The 23,650-nt window shown below is 63.8% G+C and carries 26 protein-coding genes; 15 read left to right on the forward strand and 11 right to left on the reverse strand.

Annotated features, from left to right (window positions below; translation table 11 throughout):
• From BHQ40_RS19500 to BHQ40_RS19530, 8 genes are all read left to right on the forward strand, one after another.
• A partial coding sequence (locus BHQ40_RS19500; RefSeq protein WP_070157510.1) for a DUF6504 family protein occupies positions 1–956 on the forward strand: 956 nt, incomplete at its 5' end.
• A complete protein-coding gene (locus BHQ40_RS19505) occupies positions 953–4,270 on the forward strand; it encodes an error-prone DNA polymerase (protein WP_070157511.1) in 3,318 nt (1,105 codons plus the stop codon). The genes BHQ40_RS19500 and BHQ40_RS19505, both read left to right, overlap by 4 nt.
• A gap of 520 nt (positions 4,271–4,790) precedes the next feature.
• Positions 4,791–5,912 carry a hypothetical protein gene (locus tag BHQ40_RS19510; RefSeq protein ID WP_070157512.1) on the forward strand — a complete coding sequence of 374 codons (1,122 nt, stop codon included), beginning with the start codon at positions 4,791–4,793 and terminating at the stop codon, positions 5,910–5,912.
• Between the two features lie 32 nt (positions 5,913–5,944).
• Positions 5,945–6,682, forward strand: coding sequence for a type II toxin-antitoxin system PemK/MazF family toxin (locus BHQ40_RS19515; RefSeq protein ID WP_070157513.1), 738 nt, complete (start codon positions 5,945–5,947; stop codon positions 6,680–6,682).
• A gap of 6 nt (positions 6,683–6,688) precedes the next feature.
• Positions 6,689–7,345 carry a hypothetical protein gene (locus tag BHQ40_RS19520; protein WP_070157514.1) on the forward strand — a complete coding sequence of 219 codons (657 nt, stop codon included), beginning with the start codon at positions 6,689–6,691 and terminating at the stop codon, positions 7,343–7,345.
• A gap of 89 nt (positions 7,346–7,434) precedes the next feature.
• Complete coding sequence (locus BHQ40_RS19525) at positions 7,435–7,935, forward strand: hypothetical protein (RefSeq protein WP_070157515.1); 501 nt, start codon at positions 7,435–7,437, stop codon at positions 7,933–7,935.
• A gap of 23 nt (positions 7,936–7,958) precedes the next feature.
• Positions 7,959–8,231 (forward strand): hypothetical protein, encoded by a 273-nt coding sequence (locus BHQ40_RS25830; RefSeq protein ID WP_139139366.1) that lies wholly within the window; start codon positions 7,959–7,961, stop codon positions 8,229–8,231.
• A 128-nt stretch (positions 8,232–8,359) separates the two neighbouring features.
• Positions 8,360–8,725 carry a hypothetical protein gene (locus BHQ40_RS19530; protein WP_070157516.1) on the forward strand — a complete coding sequence of 122 codons (366 nt, stop codon included), beginning with the start codon at positions 8,360–8,362 and terminating at the stop codon, positions 8,723–8,725.
• A gap of 221 nt (positions 8,726–8,946) precedes the next feature.
• On the opposite strand, the gene BHQ40_RS19535 is transcribed toward BHQ40_RS19530, so the two are convergent.
• The 10 genes from BHQ40_RS19535 to BHQ40_RS19580 form a co-directional block, all read right to left on the reverse strand.
• The gene (locus BHQ40_RS19535) at positions 8,947–9,351 is read right to left on the reverse strand and encodes a single-stranded DNA-binding protein (RefSeq protein ID WP_070157517.1); all 405 of its coding nucleotides are present in this window, start codon (positions 9,349–9,351) and stop codon (positions 8,947–8,949) included.
• A 596-nt stretch (positions 9,352–9,947) separates the two neighbouring features.
• Entirely contained in the window at positions 9,948–10,337 is a 390-nt protein-coding gene (locus tag BHQ40_RS19540) for a DUF6915 family protein (protein WP_070157518.1), read from the reverse strand.
• 10 nt (positions 10,338–10,347) lie between these two features.
• Complete coding sequence (locus tag BHQ40_RS19545) at positions 10,348–10,884, reverse strand: DUF6878 family protein (RefSeq protein WP_253183415.1); 537 nt, start codon at positions 10,882–10,884, stop codon at positions 10,348–10,350.
• 92 nt (positions 10,885–10,976) lie between these two features.
• Positions 10,977–11,936, reverse strand: coding sequence for a DUF2493 domain-containing protein (locus tag BHQ40_RS19550; RefSeq protein WP_070157520.1), 960 nt, complete (start codon positions 11,934–11,936; stop codon positions 10,977–10,979).
• A gap of 663 nt (positions 11,937–12,599) precedes the next feature.
• The gene (locus BHQ40_RS19555) at positions 12,600–12,812 is read right to left on the reverse strand and encodes a hypothetical protein (RefSeq protein WP_139139367.1); all 213 of its coding nucleotides are present in this window, start codon (positions 12,810–12,812) and stop codon (positions 12,600–12,602) included.
• Positions 12,799–13,482, reverse strand: a complete 684-nt coding sequence (locus tag BHQ40_RS19560; RefSeq protein WP_253183416.1) for a hypothetical protein — start codon at positions 13,480–13,482, stop codon at positions 12,799–12,801. Before BHQ40_RS19560 ends, BHQ40_RS19555 begins: the two co-directional genes overlap by 14 nt.
• 121 nt (positions 13,483–13,603) lie before the next feature.
• Positions 13,604–14,062 carry a hypothetical protein gene (locus BHQ40_RS19565; RefSeq protein WP_139139368.1) on the reverse strand — a complete coding sequence of 153 codons (459 nt, stop codon included), beginning with the start codon at positions 14,060–14,062 and terminating at the stop codon, positions 13,604–13,606.
• Positions 14,052–15,851: a site-specific integrase gene (locus tag BHQ40_RS19570; RefSeq protein WP_070157523.1), complete on the reverse strand. Its 1,800-nt coding sequence runs from the start codon at positions 15,849–15,851 to the stop codon at positions 14,052–14,054. The genes BHQ40_RS19565 and BHQ40_RS19570 overlap by 11 nt, the downstream gene beginning before the upstream one ends.
• A 5-nt stretch (positions 15,852–15,856) precedes the next feature.
• Positions 15,857–17,674 (reverse strand): site-specific integrase, encoded by a 1,818-nt coding sequence (locus BHQ40_RS19575; RefSeq protein WP_070157524.1) that lies wholly within the window; start codon positions 17,672–17,674, stop codon positions 15,857–15,859.
• Positions 17,667–18,809, reverse strand: a complete 1,143-nt coding sequence (locus tag BHQ40_RS19580; RefSeq protein ID WP_070157525.1) for a tyrosine-type recombinase/integrase — start codon at positions 18,807–18,809, stop codon at positions 17,667–17,669. The genes BHQ40_RS19575 and BHQ40_RS19580 overlap by 8 nt, the downstream gene beginning before the upstream one ends.
• A gap of 140 nt (positions 18,810–18,949) precedes the next feature.
• Between BHQ40_RS19580 and BHQ40_RS19585 the strand changes: the two genes are divergently transcribed.
• From BHQ40_RS19585 to arsH, 5 genes are read left to right on the forward strand one after another with little or no spacing between them, the layout of a single operon-like run.
• Positions 18,950–19,282 (forward strand): ArsR/SmtB family transcription factor, encoded by a 333-nt coding sequence (locus BHQ40_RS19585; protein ID WP_030090583.1) that lies wholly within the window; start codon positions 18,950–18,952, stop codon positions 19,280–19,282.
• Positions 19,283–19,290: 8 nt separating this feature from the next.
• Positions 19,291–19,722, forward strand: a complete 432-nt coding sequence (gene arsC / locus BHQ40_RS19590) for an arsenate reductase (glutaredoxin) (RefSeq protein WP_070157526.1) — start codon at positions 19,291–19,293, stop codon at positions 19,720–19,722.
• Entirely contained in the window at positions 19,719–20,780 is a 1,062-nt protein-coding gene (gene arsB, locus BHQ40_RS19595; RefSeq protein ID WP_030090581.1) for an ACR3 family arsenite efflux transporter, read from the forward strand. The genes arsC and arsB overlap by 4 nt, the downstream gene beginning before the upstream one ends.
• On the forward strand, positions 20,753–21,211 hold the full coding sequence (locus tag BHQ40_RS19600) for a GNAT family N-acetyltransferase (protein ID WP_253183417.1): 459 nt from the start codon (positions 20,753–20,755) through the stop codon (positions 21,209–21,211). The genes arsB and BHQ40_RS19600 overlap by 28 nt, the downstream gene beginning before the upstream one ends.
• Entirely contained in the window at positions 21,208–21,948 is a 741-nt protein-coding gene (gene arsH, locus BHQ40_RS19605; protein ID WP_030090579.1) for an arsenical resistance protein ArsH, read from the forward strand. The genes BHQ40_RS19600 and arsH overlap by 4 nt, the downstream gene beginning before the upstream one ends.
• On the opposite strand, the gene BHQ40_RS25350 is transcribed toward arsH, so the two are convergent.
• Positions 21,876–22,400 (reverse strand): MerR family transcriptional regulator, encoded by a 525-nt coding sequence (locus BHQ40_RS25350; RefSeq protein ID WP_081876176.1) that lies wholly within the window; start codon positions 22,398–22,400, stop codon positions 21,876–21,878. The genes arsH and BHQ40_RS25350 overlap by 73 nt on opposite strands.
• Positions 22,401–22,481: 81 nt before the next feature.
• Here BHQ40_RS25350 and BHQ40_RS19615 point away from each other — a divergent pair, with 81 nt between their 5' ends.
• Together BHQ40_RS19615 and BHQ40_RS19620 are read left to right on the forward strand one after the other, a co-directional pair.
• A complete protein-coding gene (locus BHQ40_RS19615; RefSeq protein WP_030090577.1) occupies positions 22,482–23,114 on the forward strand; it encodes a cation efflux transmembrane domain-containing protein in 633 nt (210 codons plus the stop codon).
• 10 nt (positions 23,115–23,124) lie between these two features.
• Positions 23,125–23,650 (forward strand): TolC family protein (locus tag BHQ40_RS19620; protein ID WP_139139369.1); only part of this gene is annotated, 526 nt, incomplete at its 3' end.

The following is a 23,650-nucleotide window of genomic DNA, read 5'->3' on the forward strand; positions in this document are numbered from 1 at the left end:
AGCTCGGCTTCGAGCGGGTCGAGCAATTGCTCGGCGCTGCGCGCGCGCCGCTTGCCAAGCGGTTCGGGCGCAGCCTGCATCGCCGTCTCGACCAGGCGATCGGGCAGGTCGCAGAACCCATAGAGCCGATCTTTCCGGAACAGATGCCGCGCGCGCGGCGCGGTTTCATGGAGCCGATCGCGACGCCGGAGGCCTTCGCCCAGGTGATCGGCGATCTCGTCGCCGATATTGTCGAGCAGCTCGCCCGTGCGGGGCGCGGCGGCAGGCGTCTCGACTGCTATTTTCACCGTGTCGATGGCCAAGCCCAAGTCATCCGCATCGGGACGGCGACGCCGAGCCGGGATGCGGAGCATCTCGCCAAATTGCTGTGCGCGAAGATCGAGACGGTAGAACCGGGTCTCGGCATCGAGGCGATGACACTGCTGGTCTCGCTGATGGAGGCGGCCGCGCCGCGACAGGGCGAGAGCCTTGAGCATCTGGGCCGGCGCGGACCCGATCTCGCGGCGCTGGTCGATACGCTCGCCAACCGCTTCGGACCCGGAAACCTGCACCGGATGGCGCCTTGCCCCAGCGGCATGCCTGAACGCTCGGCGACCGGCGCGCCGGCGCTGGGCGAAGCGCGCGGCGCGGGGTGGGACGATGATCTGCCACGCCCGGCACGCCTGCTGGCCAGGCCCGAGCCGATCGAGGTGATTGCGCTGCTGCCCGACGATGCGCCGCGCATGTTCATCTGGCGCGGCAGGCGATACCGGGTGACGCAGGGTGACGGCCCGGAGCGACTGCATGGCGAATGGTGGCGCGATGGCGGCATCGAGGGCCGACAACCGCTTAGCGTGCGCGATTATTATCAGGTCGAGACGCTGAGTGGCGGACGCTACTGGCTGTTCCGCGCCGGCGACGGCGAGAGCGCCGCGACCGGCCCCATGCGCTGGTTCATCCACGGCGCCTTCGCATGAGCACGGGCGAGCCGGACTATGTCGAACTCCAGGTGACGACGCATTTCAGTTTCCTGCGCGGCGCCTCGAGCCCCGAGGATCTGTTCGCGACGGCGGCGGCGATGGACATGCCGGCGCTCGGCATCGTCGATCGCCATTCGGTCGCCGGGATCGTGCGCGCATGGGACGCCGAACGGCAGACCGGCGTCCGCGCGATCGTCGGCTGCCGCCTCGATCTGACCGATGGCACCGCCCTCCTCGTCTATCCCACCGACAAGGCGGCCTATGGTCGCCTGTGCCGTCTGCTCAGCATCGGCAAGACGCGCGCGGGCAAAGGTGCCTGCCATCTCGACTGGTCGGATGTGGCCGACTGGAACGAGGGACTGCTGGCGATGCTCGTCCCCGACAGGGCCGATGCGACGACGCAGGCCGGGCTGGCGCGCACGAAGCGGCTGTTTGGCGAACGCGCCTATATGGCGCTGTCGGTCCGGCGGCGGCCGAAGGACGCGATCCGGCTGCGCGACCTGTCGCGGATCGCGGCCGCCGCAGGCGTGCCGACGATCGCGACCAACGACATTCTCTATCATTTGCCCGAGCGCCGCCTGCTGCAGGATGTCGTCACCTGCATCCGCGAGAAATGCACCATCGACACGCTGGGCAACGCACGCGAGCGGTTCGCCGACCGCTATCTCAAGACCGGCGCGGAGATGACGCGGCTCTTCCGGCGCTATCTCAAGGATAGCAGCCCGGTCACGCGCAGCGTCGAATTCGCCAAGCGCTGCGCCTTCAGTCTCGACGAGCTCAAATATCAATATCCCGACGAGATCCAGGTGCCCGGCCGCACCCCGCAGGAAGAACTGGAGCGGCTCACCTGGGAGAAGGCGCCGACGCGCTATCCGCAAGGCGTCGACGGCAAGGTGCGCCGGCAGCTTGAGCATGAGCTCCAGCTGATCGGGCAACTCGACTATGCCCCCTATTTCCTGACCGTCCATGCGATCGTGGCCGAAGCGCGGCGCCGCGAGATCCTGTGTCAGGGTCGCGGGTCGGCGGCGAACAGCGCGGTCTGCTACGTGCTCGGCATCACCTCGATCGATCCGGTGCGCTCGGAATTGCTGTTCGAACGCTTTGTATCGGCCGAGCGGCGCGAGCCGCCCGATATTGATGTCGATTTCGAACATGAGCGGCGCGAGGAGGTGATCCAGTGGATCTACGAGACCTATGGCCGCACCCGGTCGGCGCTCACCGCCGTCGTCACGCGCTTCCGGGCGCGCGGCGCGGTGCGCGAAGTCGGCAAGGCGCTCGGTCTGTCCGAGGATGTGACGGCGGGCCTGGCCGGGGCGATCTGGGGCTATAGCCGCGAAGGGGTGGAGGAGAAGCACGCGCAGGAGCTCAATCTCGATATGAGCGACACGCGCCTCGCGCTGACGCTCGACCTCGCCCGCCAGCTGATCAACACCCCGCGTCATCTTTCCCAGCATCCCGGTGGTTTCGTGCTGACCCGCGACCGGCTCGACGAACTGGTGCCGATCGAACCGGCAGCGATGGACGATCGCCAGGTGATAGAGTGGGATAAAGACGATATCGATCTTCTCGGCTTCATGAAGGTCGATGTGCTCGCGCTCGGCATGTTGAGCTGCATGCGCCGCGCGTTCGAGTTTCTCGAGAACGACAAGGGGCTGCGGCATGACCTCGCCACCATCCCGGCCGAGGATCCCGCGACCTATGCGATGATCCGCAGGGCCGACACATTGGGCGTCTTCCAGATCGAGTCCCGCGCACAGATGGCCTCGATCCCGCTGATGGCGCCCAGGACCTTCTATGATCTCGTCATCCAGGTGGCGATCGTGCGGCCCGGCCCGATCCAGGGGGACATGGTCCATCCCTATCGCCGGCGTCGCAACGGCGAGGAGGAAGTGACCTATCCGACCGAGGAATTGCGGCGGGTGCTGGAGAAGACGCTCGGCGTGCCGTTGTTCCAGGAACAGGCGATGCGCGTGGCGATCGAATGCGCCGGCTTCACCGCCAGTGAGGCGGACCTGCTGCGCCGTGCGATGGCGACGTTCAAATTAACTGGCGGCGTCAGCCATTTCCGCGACAAGCTGATCAGCGGCATGGTCGGCCGGGGCTATGATCAGGAGTTCGCCGAGAAAACTTTCAAGCAGATTGAAGGCTTCGGCTCCTATGGCTTTCCCGAAAGCCATGCCGCCAGCTTCGCGCTGATCGCCTATGCCTCGTCCTGGATGAAATGCCATCATCCCGACGCCTTCTGCGCAAGCCTCCTCAATGCGCAGCCGATGGGTTTCTATGCCCCGGCGCAGATCGTGCGCGACGCGCGCGAGCATGGCGTCGAGATCCGGCCGATCGACGTCAATGCCAGTCGCTGGGATTGCACGCTGGAGGAGAGCCGCGGACGCTACAAGGCGGTGCGGCTTGGGCTGCGCATGGCGCGCGATCTGTCCAATGCAGATGCAGCGGCGATCGTGACGGCGCGGGGCGATCGGCCCTATACCAGCATTGAGGAGATCCAGCGCCGTGCCGGCGTCGGGCGCGGTGCGCTGGACCGGATCGGGGATGCCGACGGGTTTGGATCGCTAGGCACCGACCGGCGATCGGGCCTGTGGGCGGTGAAGGGCCTCGGCAGCGCGGCGCTGCCGCTGTTCGCAGCGGCAGACGAACGGGCGGGCAAGCTGCGCGAGGAAGCGATCGAACCCACCGTCATCCTGGCCGAAATGGGTGAAGGCGCGGAGGTGGTGGAGGATTATCGCGCCTCGGGTCTTTCGCTGCGCGCGCACCCGGTGGCGTTCCTGCGCGATGAGCTCAAGGCGCGCCGGATGATCACCTGCGAGCAGTTGCGCACGACGCGCGATGGCCGCTGGATCGAACTGGCCGGGCTGGTGCTGGTCCGCCAGAAGCCCGGCAGCGCCAAGGGCGTGATGTTCATCACGCTCGAGGACGAGACCGATGTGGCCAATCTCGTCGTATGGACCAATGTCTTCGAAAAGAACCGGCGCACGGTGCTGAGCGCCTCGATGATGGGAGTGCGCGGCCAAGTCCAGCGCGAAGGCGAGGTGATCCATGTCATCGCGCAGCGCCTCGATGACCTGTCGGGAATGCTTGCAAGTGTCGGCCGCCGCGCCGACGTCGCCGATATCTATCGGGTCAGCCGTGCGGACATCGTCAGGAACCCGATGGCGCCCGACCCGCGTGATCGCGAGCAGCGGCCGCTCGGGCGACACGCCCGCGACATCTATATTCCCGACCTACGGCTAGGATCGGGGATCATCCCGGGCAAGCCAACCGAGGGCATCAAGATCAAGCCGCGAGACTTCCGCTAAAGACAATTGCGGAATGTCACGTGTGGAGTGGCGTAGGTACGATGGCTGCCGGTCGCTATCGCGAAGACCATCTGCGGATATCGACCTATCTTTGCCGTTAGGGAACGAAAGGGCAGGATTCTTGGTGTTCCCCCGCGTTGAACGCGCAATGCGCGATCGGCGACCCGAAAGGCGCTTGACGCTGGGAGATCTGAATGAGGAAAGGGGAGAGCCTCTTGCGAAACTCTCCCCGAGCACCTTGCGGTGTAATTCCAAAAGGCCGTTAAGCCGAGCAGCCGAAGCTGTGAGTTCTATATAGGCCTAAGACGTTAAAATTCAACTCGCGGTTGAGTCCTAAACCTCTGATTTCAACCATTCCTTACCGGACTGAACGCTAAACGGCATACTCGAATGATACTTGATTTCCTTGATATGTTCTACTGTTCTGGATTGCCTTGAATACCTTGATAGCATTGATACCCTTGATGGGGACAGAAGGACGTGCTACCACGCCTTCGTGGAACGATCGAGAAATGCGCCTTTGGACGGTTCGGCGTCCCCCGAAGCCGAATCAGTCGGTGCCGATCGCGTTCGGGGGAAAGGGCGTGGTGGCAACTTCCTTGCCATTGATCGTGCAGCCTGGGAACGCCTGTGGGAGGTTGAGACCGGCAACCGGCTGAACCTCGTCACGGCATATATAGTGCTGCTTGCCGGCACCGGCAGTGACCATCAGCTCAGCAAATGGTCGACCAAGGCGTGCGAACAGCATACGGGGATGGGTAAACCCCGGGCCAAAGTCGCGATTGATGAGCTGATCCAGCACGGGTTCGTCGCGCACACCGATCGCTCAACGAAGCTGTATCCACAATATCGTCTGCAGCCGATCCCGCTCGACAGCGACCCGATCTTTCTTCCGGTCGCTTTGGTGACGGGGATCGAGACTGAGGCATCCATGCTTCGCCGTGTCCGCGAGACCGGGGACGCGCTTCTGCTGCGAATGCTGGTGGACCTCTATGGTCTGGTGCAGCTCGATGCGACATTCGGTGTGCCGACCAGCGCGTTGAGCGAGACCCCACCCGACGCTTATCCTGCCCGCAAGGTATTCGAGATCGGCATCCATTCTGTCTGGGCACTTCGCCTCGTAGGTGGGTCAAAGTCTGCGAAGGGGGACTGGGCGGGCTATCATCGCTCGAAAAGCCGCAGCAAGGATGGCGTCTGGGAGGATTTCTGGGCTCGGGTGGCGATGCTCGAGAAGATCGGGGCCATCTGGTATGAGGCATGGATCTTCGACAGCGAGGAACCGGACGCCGAGCCGTTGTTCCCTGTCGATCCCGCCGCCCTGTATCATCATGGCGAGGGTGACGATGTCTATCAGCTCACCCGCACCATGCTCGACGCTGCGGCCAATCTTGCTGAAGAACGCAGCAACCTGCTCGAACGCTATGGCGTCGACATGCTGGTGACGCTGGCACAACATCGTCGCGCGCCAGGTATCCGAGGCGTGGCGCGCATGCGGATCGAGGCGGATACGCCGGGCCGTCGGCTTTCCTATTATAAGCGCCGCACCCAGATCGAAATTTACGAAGCAGGCTACACCCAGATCGCGCTCGATGCGCTAAGGGGTGACTATAGTCGGCCAATGAACACGGCCACACCACAATGAGACAACCAACCGCCGGGAAAAGCAGTCTTTCCATGCCGAATGACGATAATTCAGAAGATCAGCTGAAAATGGAAATGCCGTTCCCGACCGAGGCCGAACTATTTGCAGCGGGTTATGTCCCGATCCCGACCGATGAACAGTTGCTGGCGCAGGGCTATGTGCCGATCGACTTCTCGAACATGCCGGACGTGGCCGATTTGGTCACCGAAGCCGGGCATCCTTTCCCGTTCCATCATGAAATCATCAAGGCAGGCTATGTGCCGATCAGCCGCCGCGAGCGGCGTATCGTAAGTCGTCCGCGCATGGGCCAGATGTATTGGATCGATTTTCCGCACGACGCTTATGCGCCCGAGTTCGTGAACGAGCATCCCGGCATCGTCATTCGCGCGGCCAACTCGTTGCACGACACCTGCATCATACTGCCCGTCACGAGCGCACAGCAGAAGGCCGGAACGAACTTTCACCAGCTTTCCAAGAATCCGAACCCCAAAGGACAGGCTGAAGGCCGGATCGCCTATGTGGTCTGCGACCATCTCTACACGGTCAACATCAACCGCCTCCGCCCGTTGGTCCACAATGGCAAGGCAGTCTTCCCCAAGGTCGACCCACATGATCTGACAGCGATTTTTGCGATCGTGCAAAAGGTTCTGGGCGCCGCCTTTGGACCTGCACAGGCCGCCGTAGCGGCGGGGGCCGCTCCGATTCAGGCACAACCTGCCGCACCTGCCAAGCCGCTCGGACCCAACACCCTGACGCTGAAGAAGAAATAGGCGGCCATGTCGGGTTGGGCGGAAAGAGCGGCTGCAACCCTGTTACCGCTCAGCCGCGCGACCACGCTCGTCGCGGCGCTGCGCGAATGGTTCTATACGGGCCGCTTCTTCGATCTTGAAGCAACGGACGGCACCTGCGAGCTGTGTGGCCAGCAGGATCTTCGCTACCATTTCGAGATCGAGAATCCGGGCACGACGTCGAGCCTTTTGGTCGGCTCCGAGTGCATCAAGCGTTTCGAGATCACCGGCATCGACGAGCAGGGCCAGCGGCTCGATGCGGATGCGACCGGCAAGCTGGTCGATCGCCATCGCCGTGGGCTGGTGGAAGATGCACGCAAACAACGGGTGATGACCGCATTGCTGAAGCTCGGTCAGAAGGCCCCGGATTTCGACGCATGGAATTTCATCGATTTCGTCGATGACAAAGGCGCGTTCACGCCGAACCAGGTGGCAATGATCTTCTGGCGTCTGGGATCGGCAGGGATCGTCTTTCGGCCAACGGACTGGAAGGTGCGGCTGCGCCGTGACAGCGACATAGGTCAGCTGCGCACGATGAAGCCGGCGGCGTTCAAGAGAGTCATGGCGGCACTGACGGCACCGCAGCGCCAACGCATCGCTGAAATCGAAGCGCGATTTGCCGAATATGGCCAGAAATGGCGATAGAGAGCGCGTAGAGCTGCACTCAGGGAAAAAGCCTTTCTGTCTGCATTCTCCCTTTTCGTTCTCGTCGCCCATGATTCAGAATCCTGCATATGCCGATCATGCGGGAACATCGCTGGCTCTATCCAATCGACTGGGCCGAACTGTCGAAAGTGATCCGTTTCGACCGCGCCAAGGGCCGCTGCGAGCATTGCTGCCGCCCCCACGGGCAGCAGATTTTCCATTTGGGCGATGGGCGGTGGTGGGACCGCCATCTGCAGCATTGGCGCGACGGGCGAGAGCGGCCGGTGCGACAGTCCGAACAGGATCTCGCGGCGATTGTCCGGATCATGCGCGTCAATACCGCCTGCGCCCATCTCAACCATGACCCTACAGACAATGCGTCGCGAAACCTCGCCTCGCTCTGCCAGCGCCGCTACATGATCCACGATGCGGCCGAGCATCGGCGCCGACGCTGGCTCAACGCCTTCCGGCGCCGCGCGCTAGGCGACCTGTTTGCATGGTTCGAGACCCGCTCTGCATTGGGTGTCGAAGGTGTGCCACGTCGCACACCCGTCCGTGCATTGAATGGGCAAGCCCACGAACTTATATAAGCCGCGGCCTTTATGGCTTCGGGGTGCTGGGGGGTTCAAATCCCGCAGGCTGGCTGATTATCGGTGTCCTCTTTTTGGCCCTGGCGTTTCGTTTTGCGAGCGTCATTTTCATGGAGGGATTTCCTATGATTACACGTTCAAAATCTCGCGCTCGCAAGGCGCACAAGGTCAAGAACACCAACCTGAACCCAGTGACTAACGTGATGAAGCTCTGCTCTGTTTCTTTCGAGACCGTCTGGGCACTGATCGTTGGCTGGTCTGCTGGTGCGGCCGGCCCCGCACCATCGGCGCAGTAGCGCCAGCGTCACCAGTAAGGGGCGGGAGAGCAATCTTCCGCCACTTGCTTGTGAGCCGCCGGTCGGCGCTGGAAGTCCGGCGTAAACGCTAGTATCGCCTCAGGCAGAACAGCAAAATGAGGAATAGAATGGATACCTTCAACGCTGGCGTTCAATATAACGACTTCAAGGGAACGGCCGCTGCAGACATTTCTGATAATGTTGCACTTGCCGACTATCTGGTTTCCTTGGGGAGGGCGGAGAAGGACGAACGCGTCGTCGGGTTCAGAATTGCTTCCGGCGAGAACAGGGGCACGCCTGTAACCGACGTATCGCTGGTCGCATATCTCCTCCGAACTGCTGATTTTGACCCAGCCCCCAAAGAGGTTCGGGCGGTGGAAGTGCGCGTTACGCCAGGTGAAGCCCTTGCATTTTTCAAGCGGTTCGACCTCGTGGCAATGCGGCGCGGCGTGGATTTCAGCGCTACGCATGTCGATGGCCCGCATTACGACTGAGCATAGCCGGGACGCCTGAACCCGGCATTCATCGGGGCAGATCATCCATTCAGTGGATCATATTGTTTGTCGCCTTCGCGCCGCCCGCCCCTTCTAGGCGGCGAAGCGCGCACGGCGCTGAAGCCTGCAGGGTTCGAATAGCGTGTCGGACGAGATACACTGGCGTACCGGTGCTCATATAAAGAAGGCCCGGTGGCATCTGCCACCGGGCCGATCCGGCTTCAGAAGGGGATCTCTTCGTCATCCGGCATGTCGTTGCCCGAACGATCCGCCGGCTTGGCACGGGTGAGGAAGGTCACCTCGTCGGCGATGATCTCGGTGCCGTAGCGCTTGATGTCGTCCTGATCGGTCCAGCTGGTGTAGTGGATGCGGCCGCGGACCATCACCTTCATGCCCTTGTCGACATATTCTTCAACGGTCTTGCCGACGCCGTTGAAGCAGGTGATCCGGTGCCATTCGGTGTCTTCGACGCGGTAGCCGTCGCGATCCTTGATGACCTTGCCGTCGCTGTCGCGCTTGGGCCGCGAAGTCGCGAGGCTGAAATGGGTGATCTTGGTGCCGCCCTGCGTGGTGCGGGCTTCGGGGGTGGCGCCGACGTTGCCGGCGAGGATGACGATGTTCTGCATGTCGAGGTTTCCATTTCTGTCGGCCGAGGGATGATCCCTTCGACTGATCCCCGAAAAAGGCGGCCAGGACGGCGCCTCCACCGAAGCGCGCAAGCGCGCAGGGAAACCCCGAAACGAGGGGTGGTGCGGGCAGCCGTGGCACACGGCAACTCGGCCCGAAGGTTCGCGGGTTGGAGGCGCTGGACGGTCGACTTAGGGGGCAGGTGAATAAGAAGGGATTATTCCTCACTGCCGACACGACCTCACGGAAACCATGCCGGACGCCGTCTATCCCCGCCCCGTCAGCCCCACGAGCCCAGCCGGGGTGGTACATTTCACACCAATTGCCCACCCTTGTGGCCCCAAGCGTCAGCGACACGGTAGACAGAGTGCTGACGGATTCCCTGAGCAGACAAGATGGCCTGCACTTCTGCCAAGTGTCGGCCTTCGTCCTTGCAGGTCGACAAGCGCGAAGACCACCGGTCAATCGTCGTAGCCCCGTCTGCGCGCAGATCATGACAGAGCGCTCGAGGTCTCCACATCGCCGCCGAGGTGATCGTCCGGGCGGCAATCACCAGCCCGGATACGGCGGGTCGCCCCCGCCGCATATGAGGCCGTTACGCTGTCGCGCGCTCGGTGGCATTGCCATCGGCCACGGCAAATGGATCGACAACGGTATGGATCGGTTGCGCACGCCCCATCCAGGGCTTGGGCTGTATGCACCGAACCCAATCGACAAAGCTCGGAATGAAGCCAAGGTCTTCAATGACGTGCTGCTCGCCGATCAGGCGAACGGGCACCTGACGCCCGGTTGAGATGGTGATGGTCGCACCAAAAAAGCGCTCGAGCATGAATATGCCTTCGGCATGGTGCCGCAGCGCACGATGCCGATAATCGGCGGTGATGGATTTCGATTCATCGAACCACTGATGCAGCGGCAGATAATCCTCGGCCACGCCGCCCCACTTACGAACCGACGACAGCGCGTGGTGATAGCAATGTCCCATCACACCCTCCTCACCATTCATGCTCAAAGGATTCGACCGCGGTGTAGCGGTCGTTGTGATCGAGCGTGATTGTCCGGGCGGACACGTCGAAGCGAAACTCGCCATAGGCGCCATCATTATTCTCCCAGCCCGGATGGCTCTGGGTCAGGAGTTGATACGCAAGATCTTCGATCACGTCGGCGACCGACATGATCGCCGTCTCGGTTCCAGAGCCGTCCGGCTGCGCCTTCAACAGGGCAATCTGCACCTCAGGCAAATCCGCCGGTGCGTCGGCGGCGACGGCGTCGACGCTTTCGATCTGACCAGAATCGCCACCACCGTCGAAGGCCACCGTGACCAAGGTGATACCGACAGCTTGAAGCGAATCGAACAGCGCCGCCTTGTTCAACGGCATGAGCGAGGCGGTCTTCGCCTCATAAGCGGCGTGGCGTGCCATGACGGCGTCCCAGTCGATATTGACCGGCGTCAGCGGTGCTGCATCATCCATTACACATCTCCAGTAGGAATGGTTTGAGGACGAGCCGGCGATGCCGCTCGGCTCATTCACGCCGTCGCAACCTCCCCTCTGGCCGGCGTGCACCCGTTCCCTATGAAGCTGGGAAGAGGGGAAGGCACCCACACCGGGGTGCCCCCTGGCCGTCAGCGTGATCGCTGACGGCCCCCGGCTTTGAGGGATGCCGGAGGGGTGCCGAGCGGACCCCGCCGGTCGACGACACGGATGTTGCGGGTTTTTGCTTCGATCACGAGCCGTTCGGTCACACCATTGCCTTGGAAAGCGATGACGAACCGGGGGTTGAGCGAGAGCATCTTCTCGTTTCGGCGGAACCCAGCACGATCCCCCAGCTTGCGATCGAGACCAAACCGTACTTGCTGGATGCCCTTCTGTTCGGCCCAGGAGGCCGCAAGCCGCTCGATGCCCTTCATGTCACCACCATGGACGAGATACATGTCACCGACATGGGCGCGGACCTTGTTGAGCGTCGCCAGCAAATTGTCAGCGAAGGTTTTGAGATCGGCATCATTGGCAAAGGTCAGGCGACCACCTGCAAACACAACCGGCGTGCCGCGGGCGGTATTGGCCTCGAGGCGACGTTCGCGACGGGCCCGCAGGAAGGCATTGCCGTCGACGATCGCGGCCGTGACGCCCAGCGAAATGCGGTTGCCAGACGAAGGAACCCAGGACCGGCCCGTCTCGCGCATATAGTGAGCGGCAGCGACGTCGCGCATGACCTCGAAGGCGCCTGCGGATTCCTCGACCTTCTTGGCGAGATCGATCTTCTCCTCCAGATCGTTGGTGCTGATCTCGGAGCCGTCCTGTTCGGCGAGGAGGAGGCGAATGTCGTCAGTTAGCCGGTCCACAAGCCCATGCTTCTTGGCGGCGGCGCGGTGGAAGAGATTGACCAGGCTCCAGCCGAGATCCTCGATGTCGCGTTCGATCGACGTGTTCGTCATTGTCGTGAAGAGGTCACTCCAGATGGCGGTGACGGTTTGCTCCAGGGCCTCGGTCGGCGGTGGCGCCATGCCCGACAATTCTTCGGCGGCAGGTTCGAGATGGCCCAGTTCCAGTGCCGCCAAGGCGGCTGCTAGCGAGGTGGACATGATGGCTTGCCTTTCGGTTCTGAACCGGCGGCCTCTCCGCCGGATGCGCACCTCCTGGGCGGTCGATCAAGAGGGTCAGGCACCGAGGCGTAGCCGAGGGAAACCCTTTCGTGGCGAGGTGGAGCGGGCAGCCGCGGCACGCGGCAACACGGCCCGCAGCGAAAGGGTTGCCTGTCCCTCGCGACCGCCCATGTGCCGCATCCTCTGGCGGCGAGGCTGTCGGTTCAGACGGTAAGCTTAATATCTCCCCCGCAGCCGCTCGTAGCGAAATCTGGGGCTTCGGATCGCGCTGTCACCCGTTTGAACGCGGCCATGTCATAACCCCCGATCCGGCATGGCACCGACATCGTCATCTGGTGCCCGCACCATGACAGACAGCGTCCGCACGAGCGGATCATCGAGGTCGGAACGAATGGTTCAAGATCGGATCACTGCGCCGCTCGTCCAACAGGAGTGGTCTGGCGCGCTATGGTGCAAGGCGCGTCGACCTCCTCGCACCGATACTGGACGATGTAAGGGCGAGACCGACGCAGGGTGAGATGGCGTCATCATGGTCGAGGATGCTGCAAGTTCGTGCCTGTGCTTGCGCCCACTGTCGTCACGATCGCTGACATGATCGAAATGGTCCGACGTAGGCCCTCGTCTGCGCAGCCGTCATTGGTGTCAGCGATCAGAGACCATAGGCGGCTCTTCCTCATAGGTGTCGCATGGCGCGCCGACCGCTTCGAGCCACTCGACCCCGTCGGTACTGGTGTCGAGGTCACGGATCCGCGCGAACAATGCCTCCTTGAGCATCGCAGGCGTGAAATCCTCACCGCGGACGTGGTCCGAAACGATGCTGAAGGCAATCGTGACAAGGTGGTTATAGTGTGGCACCCGGTCCTCCTTGGCTAAAACGCGACCTGGCTGATGCACGCTCGGGATCATCAGGCAGGCGTGTTCTGGTGCGCAGCGCTGCAGCTGCGTGCTGGAAATCGTAGAGCCAGTCGCCCATTCGCGTCCGCTTCTCGACAGGAAGGGCGGCTTGCGCTGCCTGAAAATCCAAGAGCTCGTCTGGCGCGATTTCCACGATCCGGTCGATCTCGGACGGTGACAGCAGCCCCCGCTCGCGGATAAACTCGGTCATGCTACCGGGCCGCAGCTTAGCACCGCGACAGCCAAGCACCGGCTTGCGCCACAGACCCTGAACATTGCGCAAGCGTGGCCGCGCGCGTGCCTCCATCAGTACAATGACGCGCAACTCATCGACCGACAGGTCCATGACTTCGTCCGGTTTCATCGCGCCGCAGAAGAAGCAGCTCGATTTGGGGGGAACGGGCAAACCCGCCGCCGCAATCCGCGCCGCGCATCGCGCGCGGTCCCATCCCCATTCGCGCAACGGATAACGGTAGTGGTAGCGCGGATCCTCGCAGCCGAGCGCATGGCGGTAACGCTGCGTATCACGCGCCGAGGCATCATACCCGATCAGCTTGGTGACCCGCCCTACTCCGTCCCAGCAACGTCGCGCTGGCTCCCAGCCCGCCGTCCATGCTTCCTGGGGGGCCACCTTCCATTTCTGGGAGCATTACGTCCGGATCAATCTGCCCCATTAGCCCCGCAGAGCCTGCATTTCCGCCATTCTCGCTCCCCCTCTCCTTTCAAGACGCCCGATTAGCGCTGGACTGTCCTCAGGCAGCACACGGATCGGATGCTTCGATGCTGGCGCGGATCGGTGCGGGCCGGCGGATTCGATCGAGTTCCTGCACGAGTTGCGCATTACGGCGCTCGAGCCGCTCCGCCCGCTGCTCGGCCTCGACCGCACGTTTCAGAAGGCTCGCATTATGTGTCGCGAGAGCGATATTCCTGTCCTCGGCCTCACGAAGAGCAGATCGTGCGCGGTCGGCCTCAGTGGCAGCCGTCTCGGCCGTGCCCTCTCGCCGCGATTGGAGCTCTCGTAAGGCGTCAAGAACGGAGGCATGATGCGAATAGATGATGTTGCGGCCTACCCCGGCTGCTCGTGCGAGCGCCGCGACCGTTGGCGCGGCAGATGGGTTGTTCTCAAGGGCGCCAAGAGCTTCGCGGAGGCGGGCATCGGTATTGGCCCGTCGGCGCCCCTGCGGGGTGGATAGGTCACATTCAGGGTTCACCGGCGTTCCCCTCATCGAGTTGTTTCAGGATCTGGCGAGATTCCTTTATCCGGGCTTCGGCAAGGGCACGGCTCTCGCCGTCGAGATCGTCGCGCCGGAGCAATGTGGTGTTGCGCTCAAGGCGCGCTTCCCAGACCGGCCTATGCCGATCGGTCACGGCGAAGTTGGCGCATGTCGAGCATGTGCTTTGCGTGCGAAGCTCTGGGTTCGGCTCGCGCTCGCCGCCGAGGCAGGCGGAGGTTTCGCGGCGATAGAGGCAGTAGCCCCAGTCGCAGACGCCAAGGCGCATATCCGTTTCGGCGAGGATCTCGGTGATATAGACGTCGACGTCGCCGGGACGCGTGCGACCACGGAACGGTGACCGCTCGGACAGCATGACCCCGGCCTTTCCGGCAACGTGCGGCGCCAGGAGCAGATCTTCGAGCGCCTTGCGGGTTTCTTCGGCGGTGTGGTCGTCGATCAGTTCGGCGAGTTCGAAGTCGGTGCCGACATACGCGCGATCGGTCATTGCGCGGTGGACGTGGCCGAGGTGGCGTTGAAGCGCCGTGAGGCCGGTGCGATCGCGCCGACCGATGAACCGCGAGAACGTCTTGCGCCCTTGATAGGTCGTCAGGCGCCAGGTGCCGCCTTGATGATCCGGCAAGGAGAGGAACGGCGCAAGGCGCTCGTTCAAGCGAACATTGACCATGGGCGGCCGCAGTCGAGAGATGGGCATCATTGTCGGAAGTGGTGATCGTCCCCTGCCGAGCTGGTGAAGCCAGAGATTCTTCTTCCCGCTGAGTTCGCGAAGTGGAGCGGAGAGACGCTCGAGGATCTCGACTGCCCGTTGAACCGGCTCAGGTGCGAGCCAGCGGTGGATGTCGCCGTGCTCCGTCCGCGACGTCTTCGTGATCGTGCCGACCAGATAGACGTGGTCCTCTCCGCCGCCATCGGCCGGGCGACGCTCCAGGCAGCCCTCTTCAAGCCTGAGTATCTCGGAGGCTCTTGCGCCAACGAGATAGGCGATGACGACGAAGCAGGCGTCGCCAAGGCGGTCGAGCATGAACGCCAGGCGGCGCAGCGGCCATTTTGGGTTCGCGTACCGGTCGGCGCAGGGACAGGGTTCGTCCAGCATGGCGCGTCTGATGTGCCAGTGTAGCATTCGTCCCTCGTGGTGCGGACGGAACCGGGCATAGAGAGCTTCGAGATGGTCGCGCAGCGCGAGTATCTGGTCCGCCGGCTCGCCTAGGAACGCGATTGCCCCGCTGACGAGCGGCACGGCGATCTCGTCAGGCGTGTGAGGATGGCCGCCATAAGGCTTCCAGTGTCCTCTCCCGACCGATGCAGCGCGAGGCGGCGCGTTCGGCGGCGCGTCGTCGAGCTTGTCGCGTTGCATATGGAAGGTGCGGATCGTGCCAAGATAGCTTTCGGCGGTACTGATCGAGAGCGACGCACCGTTCCTGCCAGGGCGAGCCCGCAACATCGCGACGAACCGACTGATCGCTTCCTGATCGAGATTCCGGAAGCAGCGAACGTTCTCGGCAGCCATCCACCGAACGAGGAAGCGGATGCCGCCGAAGTGACCGCGGATCGTGTCTTTTCGGAGCGTCGTTCGGCCTTCCGGCGGATCGCTTCGCAGCGAGAGGAGGAACAGCTCCGCCGCTTCGCGGAGCGGTGTCCACTCGTTGTCGCTGAACCGGCTGCCGTCCGGCATGGTGAAGCCCCAGTTGAACTCCTTCGGGGCTGGCGCGGCATCGCTTCCGATCAAGGCTGCCGGGATGGTCCGCGTGGGTTTCAGGACGGCGGCCATGAGGACTATTCCAGGTCCGGCAGCGGCGGCAGAGCGGACATGAGCCGTTCGGCATCCGGTATCATCTCGGGCGGGAACGCCGGGAGCAGATCTTTGGTCAGTACCTGAAGGCTGGGCGCGTAGAAGAGGCCGAACCGGATCGGGTCGATCCCCTCGCGCGCCGCTTCAAGGTGTCTGGTCGCCTGGACGATCCGGGCGAGATGATCCGGATCGATCGGGACGATCAGGCCCGGGCAGGCGAGGCAGCCTCCGAGTTTCGGGCAGACGCGACCGGGGCGCGCGTGGCCATTGTCGGTCGGGCGAAGGCAGTCGTGACCGAACAACACCGTTACGGGGGCGCCGGCGTCCGATGTCGGATGTGGCTGGCGGTCCGCACTTGTCTCCCCCCGGACCCATGTGATCATCAGCGACTGGAGCCGGGCGATTGTTTCGCGTTCGAGGCGGCGGACGGCCTCACCGTCGACATAGATGTCGGTTGTGACGACACTCGCGTGATTGAGGACCGCCTTGGCCTCCATGATGTCGCCCTGAGACGCGGTATAGTGGGCGCTGGCCATGCTGCTGCGGAACAGCTTGGGCGAGAAGTCCGGAAGCGGCGAACGGGGCTTTTCGGGATGCGCTTCGTTCCACGACGTGATCGCGGCGTTATGACGCTCATAGAAGCGCAACATCGCCGACCGCAGTGTCGCCTGTACGATATGGCCGGCGTGATGCTGGCGCGCGAGACGGCCAGTCGTCATAAGGAAGCGGTGCAGGAACAATCGGTCGCGGCGGGCAGGCTCGACATGCGGCAGCAACGGCGCCGTCATCGCAAGGAGCTTCCCGATCAGACGGGGTGCCGCATACGGCCGGCGATTGTCGAACGAGCGTCGTTGCATTCGCTTCACCTTGCCGCCAGCGCGGGGTTTCACCCACTCGACCATGACCCGGTTTCGGTCGAGTGGATGGGGCACCAGGCAGTCGCGCTTGATCTGGCGCAGAGGGCCGGCATTAGCCGCTGTCTGGATCAGCAGGACGATATAGAACGCAGCGAGCGTGTCTGTGGTGAGGTGAAGATAGCCTTCGAGCTCCCGGAACCCGCCAACGTCGGCGATCCGTTGCCTATCCGGCTTGCCAAAGTCCGACCGTCGGGCGGGCGGCATGATCCCGTGACCGAGGCGATGGAGCTTCCAGATCCAGCGATCCCGCTCGGCGCTCCGGCCGCCATGGAGCGGCACGTTCGGAAGGGCAACGACGGCTTGCCCATGCTGGAACTTGTCCCAGGCCGTGTCGATGTCGGCGTAGCAGACGGCCAGCAACGCGCGCATTGCAGCCGGTGTTAGCCTCTCTTGCGGTGTCCGCTGGATGCCGGCGAGTGGGATGGGATTGTTGGGAAGGGTGAAGTCGGGCGCGAACATGCCTGGATTGTCCGCTATCGCGCGCTGGAGGACCGGTCGGATCATCCCAAGCTGCGCCGATTGCGAACGGACACCGCGCTCGCGTCCATTCATAGGCTTGGCCAGCCACGTGATGAACCGGCGGATCGTCGCTGTATCCAGGTCGGCCGCACGCTGAACACGGGCGTCTTCGCGTAGGAACCTGCCGAACACGCGCAGGGCGAACCAACGCGCTATGCGGGTGGCGGCGCTTGAAGCCACGTCATGATCGCGGAAGGCGCGGGCGATAGCTATGCTCAGGTCATCCGGCATTCCGAACAGCGCAGGGTCGAAGCGCTGGACGACCTTGCCCCATTCGTCGCGGAACTGGATTTCAGCGACGTCAGCGCGGTGATCCGGCGGCACCGGGTCGAGCCGTAGTGTCCGGTCGAGGCGGCCCCTAGTCATCGTTCGGGATCAGCTCGCCGTAGAGATAGGCGAGGCTTTCGCTCAGGTCGCGTTCGTGCAGTTCGACGCAGCGCAGATAGATCGCCGTCGTTGTGATCGAGGCATGGCCGAGGAGCACCTGCACGACCTTGAGCGGATTGAGATCGGGGTTCGCGCGCGCCTGGACCTGGAGACGAGCGAGCATCGCCATCGCGAAGGTGTGGCGCAGCCAATGTAATGTCCCATGGAGCCTTGCGGCCTTGAACGCTTCTGCGAGCTGCGCCGTCAGGAGCTTGCGGGTCATGGCGCGGCCATGCTCGTTCAACAGGAGATTGGGAGGCACGCGGTAGTGCTGATCGGATCGACGGATACGGCGGACGATCCGTGCGCGCTCCTCACCGACATACCAATGCGTATGATCGAGCAACCGCAGCGGCGGATAGACCGTCCTCGGCCGATCGCCCTTGGTGATATGCAGCGGCACACCGACCAGCGGGTCGCTGCCGAGGTCGAGCGGCCAGCTATCGGGGAGCTGTTCGACTGTGAGTGCGCAAAGCTCTTTACGGCGCAAGCCCGCCCCGAGCGCCCATTGTGCCGCCAGACGCGCTGTGGGCTTGAGATGCGCGAAGAGCCGCGCCAGCTCGTCGGCGCGTAGTGGCCGCGGCAGCTTCTCGGGGCGCGAGACGATCAGCGCATTGACCTGCCGCCGCTGCAAGCCCGGACGATAGGCGCCATCGAGCATCAGCGTCATCTTCTCGGTCAGCCGGAAGGGGCAATGATCGATCAGCCCCTGATCGAGCGCCCAAGCGTAGAAGCGGCAGACCGTCGAGACGCGGGCGTTGATCGTCGTCCGGGCGTAAGGCCTTCCGGTGTGCGTGCTGGGATTCTCCAGCATTCGGTTCCGATAGGCGGCGATGACGCGCTCGTCGGCCTCGCGCCATTCGATCCTCGATTGCTCCAGCGAGTCGAACCAGTCGTACAGATGCTCACCGTAGGTCCGCACGGTTTCAGACGCCTGGGCGCGGCCACTGAGTTCCGCATGCTCCATCAGCCAGACGAAGGCAGGCTCGATTATCGCCATGTCGGCGTCGAACAGGATCGGCAGGCCAGCGGGGATACCTAGTTCGCCGGAACCCGCCCGAACAATGGTGACCATGAGATTGCCTCCCCTCGCGCATGCGGGGCAATGTCGATGACCATAGCTGTTCTCGGGGGGCTTCGGTCGCTTGGTGCGACAAGGCGACGGCGGAACAAGCCAGGCTTGCTGGTGATCTATATATCCACTACCGTAGATATATGGACAACGACTCAGCCATCTCGGCGCTCGGCGCGCTCGCGCAGGGCACGCGCCTCGACGCATTTCGCCTGCTTGTTCGCCACGAGCCCGAAGGTCTCCCTGCGGGCGAGGTCGCCAAGGCGCTCGATGTGCCGCAGAACACCATGTCGGTGCACCTCGCTACGCTCGCGCGCGCCGGCCTGATCCGGTCCGAACGGCGCAGCCGCGTCATCAACTACCGCGCCAATCTGGACCAGTTGAAGGCGCTGACCCTGTTTCTCGTGAAGGACTGCTGCGGCGGCAAGGCGGAGCTTTGCGAGCCGCTGATCACCGAGCTCACCCCCTGCTGCTGAGGGCTCCCATGACCGTCGACATCATCATCTACCACAACCCCGAGTGCGGCACGTCGCGCAACACGCTGGCGATGATCCAGAACGCCGGCATCGAACCGCACGTCATCGAGTATCTGAAGACGCCGCCGAACCGCTCCCGCCTCGTATCGCTGATAGCGCGGATGGGCATCACGCCGCGCGAGCTTCTGCGCGAGAAGGGTACACCCTATGCCGAGCTTGGCCTGGGCGACCCGGCGCTCTCCGATGACCAGCTCATCGATGCGATGATCGAGCATCCGATCCTCATAAACCGCCCGATCGTCGTCTCGCCGCTAGGCGTGAAGCTCTGCCGCCCGTCCGAAGAAGTGCTCGACCTGCTGCCGACCGGGCAGCGTGGCGCCTTCACCAAGGAAGATGGCGAGAAGGTCATCGACGAGGCGGGCAACAGGATCGGCGCATGACCACGGCCGCGCCGCCCAAGTCGGTGATCAGCACCTTTGAACGTTATCTCAGCGTCTGGGTGGCACTGTGCATTATGGTCGGGATCGCCCTTGGCTATGCCCTCCCGAGCCTGTTCGGGGCGATCGCGTCGGCCGAGGTCGCACGGGTCAACCTCGTCGTCGCGGTGCTCATCTGGCTAATGATCATACCGATGCTGCTCAAGATCGACCTGCGGGCGCTCGGCTCGGCGCGTCAGCACTGGAAGGGCGTCGGCGTCACGTTGTTCATCAACTGGGCGGTGAAGCCGTTTTCGATGGCGTTGCTCGGCACGCTATTCCTGGGCTGGCTGTTCAGACCCTTGCTGCCGGCGGCCGAGGTCAGTTCCTACATCGCCGGCCTGATCCTGCTCGCGGCTGCGCCCTGCACGGCGATGGTGTTCGTGTGGTCCAACCTCTGCGAGGGTGAGCCGACCTACACGCTGAGCCAGGTCGCGCTCAACGACGTGATCATGGTGTTCGCCTTCGCCCCGCTGGTCGGCCTGCTGCTCGGGGTCGCCTCCATCACAGTGCCATGGGACACGCTGCTGATCTCGGTCATGCTCTACATCGTAGTGCCGGTGATCGTCGCGCAGATCGTCCGCGGTGCGGTGATCGGCTCGGGTGGACAGGCCGCCCTCGATCGTCTGCTGGCCCGACTTGGACCGATCTCGCTGCTGGCGCTGCTCACCACGCTGGTTCTGCTGTTCGGGTTTCAGGGTGAGGCGATCATCGCCCATCCGCTCGTCATCGCGCTGATTGCGGTACCGATCCTGATTCAGGTCTATTTCAACGCGGGGCTCGCTTATTGGCTGAGCCGCCGGTTCGGGGTGGCATGGTGCGTGGCGGCCCCGGCCGCCCTGATCGGCGCGTCTAACTTCTTCGAGCTGGCGGTTGCCGCAGCGATCAGCCTGTTTGGGCTTAACTCGGGTGCGGCGTTGGCCACCGTCGTCGGCGTGCTTGTCGAGGTGCCGGTGATGCTGTCGGTCGTTGCGATCGTGAAGCGGACGCGGCCGTGGTACGAAGCGGGCGCGACGGCGTGACGCAGGTCTATTTCTCGGAGGCGCGGCAGGCCGACGACGTTCTCCGGCTCGCGCTCGAAGCCGCCCAGCTCCCGACAGACGATCTGGGTGGCCGCAACCAGATGTTCTTCAGCCTGTCCGACGATGACGGGCTGATCGGGTTCGTTGGCCTTGAGGGCGACGGCGCCGACCGGCTGCTCCGCTCGCTGGTCGTGCTGCCGACCCGTCGTGGCCAGGGCTATGGGCGCATGCTGGTCGAACGCCTCGAACGGGTAGCAGACGGCACGGTCGAGCGGCTGCACCTCCTCACCAATGGTAGCGCCGAGTTCTTCCGAGGGCTTGGTTATGTCGACGCCGACCGCGACGCGGCACCCGCCTTCATCGCCGCGACCGCGCAGTTCACGTCGCTGTGCGGTCCTCGTGCGACCTATCTCGTCAAGGATCTTGGATGACCCGTCTCCGCACGCTGACCGACCCCGACCATCTGCCCGCGCTTGATCGGAGCATCGTTATCACCCGGCCGGGTGCGGGCCTCGGCGACGATCAGCCTCCGCCGCGCATCCTGCTGCTCTACGGGTCGCTGCGCGAACGGTCATTCAGCCGGCTCGCCGCCGAAGAAGCGGCGCGGCTGCTGATCCTGTTCGGCGCCGAGGTGCGGATATTCGACCCCAGCGACCTGCCATTGCCCGATCAGGTGAAGGGCGACGATCATCCCGCCGTGCATGAGCTTCGCGAGCACGCGCTCTGGTCTGAAGGCATGGTCTGGTGTAGCCCGGAGCGGCATGGCCAGATCACCGGCATCATGAAGGCGCAGATCGACCATCTGCCGCTCGAGTTCGGCGGCATGCGGCCAACCCAGGGCCGCACGCTCGCCGTCATGCAGGTGTCGGGCGGCTCGCAGTCGTTCAACGCGGTGAACACCCTGCGCCTGCTCGGCCGCTGGATGCGGATGATCACCATCCCCAACCAGTCGAGCGTGGCAATGGCGTTCAAGGAGTTCGACGAGAATGGCCGCATGCGCCCGTCGAGCTATTATGACCGCATTGTTGACGTGATGGAGGAGTTGGTTCGGTTCACGGTTCTGACCCGCCCGCACACCGTGCAACTCGTTGATCGCTATTCAGAACGAAAGGCTGAACGACGGAGGCGCGACGATGCGGCGGAACTGGCTTCGCGCGCCGTAGCGTGACCTTCGCAGCTCATTGCGCGGCCAGCCCGGGCCGGCGACAAACCGATCGATATCGGCGACCCGACGGGCCTTGCGATCGTATGGATCACGCGACAATCGGCAATGCGCTGTCGGTCGCAGTCGCGGCTCATCACGGCCAGCTCGTCCCGAAGTGCAGTGAGCTGCTCCAATCGTTCCTCAACCGCAGCAAGGTGGCACGATGCTATCGTCATTGCCTCTCCGCAATCACGGTTTGGTTCGCTGGCGAGTGCGATCAGCGAGCGGATCTCCTCGATTGAGAATCCCAGCCTGCGGCCGTTCCGGACGAAATTGAGCCGCTCGACATCGCCGGTCGTGTAAGTGCGCCGGCCTGACGCCGTCCGCGCAGGTCGGTTCAGGAGGCCGATCTCCTCGTAGAAGCGGATCGTCGTCACCTTGGTGTCCGTCGAACGCGACAATTCGCCGATCTTCATTCCATGACCGCCCCAGGCTGCCGCGACCCTTTTCGCAAATCCGCTTGCTTCTACAGTGACTGGAGATTGTAGGGAAGGCTGATGGCCGATTCCTCATCTGATTCCTGCGCCTGCCACGGCGATCAAAAGCGCGCGCAGCACGACCCGGCTTACCGGCGCTCGCTGGTGATCGTCGTCGCCCTCAACCTCGGCTTCGGTCTCGTGGAGCTGGGCGGCGGCTTCTTGGCCGATAGCCAGGCGCTCAAGGCGGACTCGCTCGACTTCCTCGGCGACGGCTCGATCAGCCTGATCGGTCTCCTGGCACTGGCGTGGTCGTCCCGCGCGCGAGGGCAAGTGGCGCTTGCACAGGGGCTGTTTCTCGGCGCGCTGGGTATCGGGGTAATCGGCTTCGCAACCTGGCGCGCGTTCAATGCCACGGCGCCGGAGGCGGAACTGATGGGCGGCATCGGCATCGTCGCGTTGGCGGTCAACGTCTCCGCCGCGCTGGTGCTCGCCCGGTTCCGCGAGGGTGACGCCAACGTCCGTGCGATCTGGCTGTTCAGCCGCAACGACGCACTCGCCAATATCGCCGTCATTGTTGCCGCTGCCCTCGTCGCCTGGACTGGCAGCGCCTGGCCCGATCTGGCCGTCGCAGGCGTCATTGCGTTGCTGTTTCTTCACTCCGCCTACGAGATCGTCCGCAACGCGCGGGCAGAACTCCAGCCTTCCCGTTGATCCAAGGTCCATGCTGCTGCGCTCTCCCAGCCTTGCTCGCACGCTCGTCGTCGCTGCTCTCGGCGCGGCCTTCGCGCCTCTGGGGCACGCGCAGACGACGGCGCCTGCCACCGGCCCTGCCCTGACTCTCGACCAGGCATTGGAATTGGCCGGCGCGGCCTCACCCAACATGCAGGCGGCCGAGGCGGGTATTCGCGCCGTCAGCGCCGGCCGCGACGTCGCCGGTCTGCGACCCAATCCCACGCTCAACGGCGACATCGAGAATGTCGGCGGTTCGCGCGCCTATAACGACATCGAGGCGCCGAAGCAGACCATATCGGTAGGGGTGCCGATCGAGCTTGGCGGGAAGCGTTCGGCGCGGATTGGCGTTGCTGATGCCCAGGGCGCGCGCGCGCAGATCGACCGGGCGATCGCGCAAGCGGATCTCCGGCTCGCCGTGACCCTGGCTTACGTGGAAGCGGTCGCAGCCGACCGCCGCCTGGTCGCAGCGCGCGAACAGGCGGACATCGCCGGGCAAACGGTTCGGGCCGCCAATG

It is taken from the genome of Sphingobium phenoxybenzoativorans, assembly GCF_001757355.1.
Taxonomy (GTDB): Bacteria; Pseudomonadota; Alphaproteobacteria; order Sphingomonadales; family Sphingomonadaceae; genus Sphingobium; species Sphingobium phenoxybenzoativorans.